The sequence below is a fragment of the Candidatus Protofrankia californiensis genome (genome assembly GCF_900634765.1).
GTDB classification, from domain to species: domain Bacteria; phylum Actinomycetota; class Actinomycetes; order Frankiales; family Frankiaceae; genus Protofrankia; species Protofrankia californiensis.
This window is the reverse complement of sequence record NZ_CAAAFT010000363.1, coordinates 1-5,306: the sequence shown is the minus strand read 5'-3', so window position 1 is coordinate 5,306 and position 5,306 is coordinate 1. Positions and strand designations below refer to the sequence as shown.

Here is a 5,306-nt window from a genome sequence, read left to right as displayed (position 1 = left end):
GGCAGGGGGCCGTCTACTGCGCGGCGACGGCCGAGCTCGTGGACGGCTCCGACGGTCTGGTGGCGAGCGTGATGGTGTTTCATACCGACGGCGCGCCGAATGCCGCGGACAACACGGTGGAGGCGATCGCGGGGCAGGTCACCGCCGTGGCGCCGACAGACCGGAGATCTCCGTGGCGTACTGTGACGATTGTCGAGATACCGGTTGGCCGGGCCGTGCGTGTTCGCGGGGTCGAGCGGGCCGAGCCGGACGGGGTGTCGATCGACAGCGTTGTCATGCAGACACTCATTCCGGTGCCCGGTGACCGTGGTGTCCTCAACGTTGTTCTGAGTAGTCCGCATGTCGACATCGCCGACGAGCTGTTCGAACTGTTCGACGCTGTCAGCGACACGCTGGCCTGGTCGCGGGAGCGTCCGGATCAGCTGTCCGTCACGAATTCATCCCAATAGCCCTGGAGCGATTCCGTCGGTCGCCCGGATCCACCTGACGAAAGGGAGTGCGTCATGGCCAACGTCCACGTCGACTACGGAGCGCTGCAGAACGCCGCGTCCAGACTTACGGGCGGTCAGCACGAGATGGAATCCCAGCTGACCCAGCTCAAGAGCCTGATCGACAGCCTGGTTACCAGCGGGTTCATCACCGATCAGGCGTCTGGGAAGTTCCAGCAGTCCTACGAGCAGTGGAACACCGGCACAAGAAACGCTATCGCCGGGCTGGAGGGCATGAGCGGTTTCCTCAACAAAGCCATTTCGCAGCACCAGCAGCTCGACGCCACGCTCAGCCAGTCGGCGGGCGGCTAGTGGCCAAAGAGCGCGCGATCATGGCTCTTTTCGCGCGCTCGGAGGACCCGAGGGTCTCTAAGTAAGAGCGGCCGAGGATAGGGCTGTCCGGCCCCAGAGCTCTGGCACCCTTTGCGCACCGGGGCCGGACGCGTGAGGTCTGCCCGGCCCCCACGCGACCAGGATTACCATTTTAAGCGGGGAGAACAGCGGTGAGTGACTGGGGTGTCCTGGAGCTGGACGGTGATCCGACCCCGGGTGACCCGGACGCCGTCCGGACCATGGCCGCCCGGCTGCGGGAACGGGCTGAGCTTGCCCAGAGCAACACCACCCGGCTGCGTGCCATCGCGGGCGGTGGCGGTGATCTGCGGATGACCGGCGACTACGCTGCCCGGTTCACCGAGGCGCTCGTCGAGCTGCCCGACGAACTGGCCAAGCTCGCTCGTGCCTATCGCGGGTGCGGGGAGGCGCTGTTCACCTATTCGACGGGTCTTGCCGAGGCGAAGACGCGGGCGGGCGGCGCGCTGCGGCAGGGCGTGGACGCCGAGGGCCGCTACCAGGCGGCGCTGCGGGAGGTCCGGGCGCTGCTGCCGCCCGACCGGGAGCTGTTGCTGTGGCCGCGGGCCGAGCTCAGTGACGCCTCGATCGGTTCTGCGACGGCGGGGTGGGACGCCCACGACCTCGCCGGGCAGGTCCGGGCGGCCGCCCACCGCGGGCAGGCGGCCAACGCGGATCGGGCCCGGGCGCGGCGGCTGGCCCAGGACGCGGCGGAGCTGCGTGGGGAGGTGGCGCGCACCTGCGCCCGTGACATCGAGCAGGCACTGTCGGGCAGCGGGATCAAGAACAAGCCGTGGTACGAGAAGGTGTGGAACGCGGTGTCCGCGCCGTTCCGGTCCTGGGACGGCTTCGTCGATCTCTGCCGCAATGTCGCTCTGGTCGCGGGTGTAGTCGCCATGTTCATCTCCGGGCCGATCGGGCTCGCGCTCGTCGCGATCGCCCTGGTCGCGGGCGCCGTGGCCTTCTCCGACACGCTGGCGCGGTACGCGCGCGGTCAGGCGTCGTTAGGACAGCTCGGCCTGGACGTCCTCGGTCTCGTTCCGGGCGGGCGGGGTGTCGTCAGCGTCGCCCGGCTGGGGCGAAGCGCCGCCGGGTTGGCTCGCGAGGTGGCGCACGGCCAAGGCGTGAAGCTCGTCGGCGCCGGACTGCGCACCCTCGGCGGCGCAGCCCTCGGTAAGGCGCGCAACATCGTCACGGCGATACCCCACGGCATCGAGGCTGCTGGCGGTACCATCCGGAACGCACTGCACAACCCTCGGGACTTCGCGCGTGCCGCGCACTGCCGGTTCACCGGGCGTGATCCGGTGGACATGGCTAACGGGCAGATGATCCTGCAACAGATCGACCTCGAGCTGCCCGGTCTGCTGGCCTGGACGCTGCAGCGCACCCACATGTCGTCGTACCGGGCGGGCCGCTGGTTCGGCCCGTCGTGGAGCTCGACGCTGGATCACCGGCTTGAGATCGACGATGCGGGGGTGTGCTATGCCGCGCCTGATGGGGTGCTGCTGGCCTACCCGCATCCTGCGCCCGGTGAAACCGTGCTGCCGGCCGAGGGCCCGCGCCTGCCGTTGACCCGCGACGAGGACGGCGCGTACACCGTCACCGACCCGGCGACCGGGCACACCCTGCGCTTCGCGGTCCCGGCCGACGGCGCCCGTGACGTGGCCCTGCCGCTCGCCGCGATCAGTGACCGCAACGGCCACCGCGTTGAGCTGGGCTACGACGCCGACGACGGCACGCTCGCCGAGATCAACCATTCGGGTGGGTACCAACTGGTGGTGGAGACCCGCCAGGGGCTGATCGCAGCCGTGCGGATGCGCGGGCAGGCATGGGAGCTGGACACCGAGATCATCCGGTACGGCTACGACGCGAGCGGACGGCTCACCGAGGTCGTCAACTCCTCGGGCCGGCCGCTGCGGTTCGACTACGACGCCGCCGGGCGCATGATCCGCTGGGCGGACCGCAACGGCACCGAGTACGCCTACACCTACGACGAGGCCGGCCGGGTGGTGCGCACCGCGGGCTCCGCCGGTTGCCTCGACGGGACCATCACCTACGACACGGCTCGCCGCATCACGGTGGAGACCGACTCGCTGGGGCACGCCACCGAGTATCACTTCACCGACACGATGCAGCTGCAGCGGCAGGTCGACCCGCTCGGTCATGCCACCAGCTATGAGTGGGACCGGTACGACCGCAAGCTCGCCGAGACCGACCCGCTGGGCCGCACCGTCCTGTACGCCTACGACGCCGACGGCAACCTGGTGGAGGTCCTCCGGCCGGACGGCAGCCGGGCCAGCGCGGAGTGGAACGACCTGCGGCTGCCGGTGACCCTCGTCGAACCGGATGGCGCCCGCTGGGAACGCTCCTACGACGACCGGGGCAACCTGACCGCCGTGGTTGACCCGGCCGGCGCGCGGACGGCGTTCGGCCATGACGACCGCGGCCGGCTCACGGCCGTCACCGACGCGCTCGGCCACACCCGGCGGGTCGCCACCGACGCCGCCGGCCTGCCGGTCGCGGTGACCGATCCGCTCGGCGCGGTCACCTCCTACGACCGGGATGTCTTCGGCCGGGTGGTGGCCGTGACCGACCCGGTCGGTGGGGTGGCCCGGTTCACCTGGACGGTGGAGGGCAAGATCGCTTCCTGCGCGCTGCCGGGCGGCGCCGTCGAGCGGTGGACCTACGACGGGGAGGGCAACCTTGTCGAGCACGTCGACGCGGCCGGGCTGGTGACCCGCACCGAGGCCACGCACTTCGACCTGCCGGCGGCGCGGACCGGTTCGGACGGGGCGCGGCTGGCCTTCGCCTACGACACCGAGCTGCGGCTGGTCACGGTCACCAACCCGCAGGGACTCGTCTGGCGGTACGACTACGACCCGGCCGGGAACCTGGTCCGGGAGACCGACTTCAACGGACGGGTGCTGGCCTACGGGTATGACGCCGCCGGCCAGCTCGTCGAGCGCACCAACGGCGCGGGGGAAACCGTCCGTTTCGTCCGCGACGTGCTCGGCAACGTCACCGAGAAGCACGCCGCGAGCGGCGTGACGACGTTCGCCCACGATGCGGTGGGACGGGTGGTGCGGGCGACGAACGCCGACGCCGACTGCACGCTCCAGCGGGATGCTCTCGGCCGGGTGCTGGCCGAGACCTGCAACGGCCGGACGGTCGCCTCGACCTTTGACGTGCTCGGCCGGCGGGTGCGGCGGGTGACGCCGTCCGGGGCGGCCAGCGTGTGGGCGTACGACCCGAACGACCTGCCGCTGTCCCTGCGCACCGCCGGTCGAACTGTGCGTTTCGCCCACGACGAGGCCGGTCGGGAGGTGGAGCGCAGCCTGGACACCGGCGTGGTGCTGGCGCAGGCGTGGGATGTCAACCACCGTCTGCTGTCGCAGACCGTGACCGCGGGCGGGCCGGGGACGGCCCGCGCGGGTGAGCCGGGGACGGCGCGGCAAGCGCGGCTGCTCCAGCGCCGGGACTACAGCTACAGCCCGGACGGCTACGTCACCGAGATCGACGACATGCTCGCCGGCCTGCGCCGGTTCGATCTCGACCCGGCGCGGCGGGTCACCGCCGTCCACGGCACCAACTGGTCCGAGCGGTACGCCTACGACGCCGCGGGCAACATCACCGACGCGTCCTGGCCGGCGCCCGCGCAGCGCGACGGGCGTGACGGCGTGCACGAGGCCGCGCAGGGCGGACGGGAATACGCCGGCACACTGATCCGCCGTGCCGGCAGCGTCCGCTACGAGCACGACGGCCAGGGCCGGGTCACGCTGCGCCAGCAGAAGCGGCTGTCGGCGAAGCCGCGTACCTGGCGCTATACCTGGGACGCCGACGACCGCCTCACCGGTGTGACCACGCCGGACGGCCGGCGCTGGCGCTACCGGTACGACCCGTTTGGCCGGCGTATCGCCAAGCAGCGTTTCGCCGACAATGGCACTGGCGATGATGGTGGGGTGGCCGAGCGGGTCGACTTCGCCTGGGACGGCGTCGTGCTCGCCGAACAGAGCCACGTTGCCGGGGACGCCCCGGCAGCCCGTGTCACCACCTGGGACTGGGAACCCGGCGGCTTCCGCCCGCTCATCCAGTCCGAACGCCGCCCGTTCGCCAGTACCGCGCCCCCTTATGACAATGAGGCGGGATCCACCCACGGCAGGACTGGCCAGGCCACCGACGATCGCGTCGGCCGGCGCGTCGGCGAAGGTCCGGACGGTGCCGACCAGGAATGGTTCGACGCCCGGTTCCACGCCATCGTCACCGACCTCGTCGGCACCCCCACCGAACTCGTCGACCCCGACGGCGACCTTGCCTGGCGTACCCGAAGCGCCCTCTGGGGCGCCAGCCCGCCGCCCGCTGACGGTGACATCGACTGTCCTCTCCGGTTCCCCGGCCAGTACCACGACCCCGAAACCGGCCTCAATTACAACTACCGCCGTTACTACGCGCCCGAAAGCGGCCGTTATGAAT

General features: G+C 71.0%; 3 protein-coding genes. All 3 read left to right on the top strand.

The window, feature by feature from the left end:
* Nucleotides 1–449: hypothetical protein (locus tag DD1DGNOD_RS18760; protein ID WP_131770727.1), on the top strand; the 449-nt coding region annotated here is incomplete at its 5' end.
* 54 nt (nt 450–503) lie between these two features.
* Nucleotides 504–800, top strand: coding sequence for a WXG100 family type VII secretion target (locus tag DD1DGNOD_RS18755; RefSeq protein WP_131767794.1), 297 nt, complete (start codon nt 504–506; stop codon nt 798–800).
* Nucleotides 801–991: 191 nt separating this feature from the next.
* Nucleotides 992–5,306: DUF6531 domain-containing protein (locus DD1DGNOD_RS18750; protein ID WP_131770726.1), on the top strand; the 4,315-nt coding region annotated here is incomplete at its 3' end.

Excerpts from the sequence above, each read along its gene's own strand:
- DD1DGNOD_RS18755 (WP_131767794.1), top strand. The coding sequence starts at position 504 with ATGGCCAACGTCCACGTCGACTACGGAGCGCTGCAGAACGCCGCGTCC.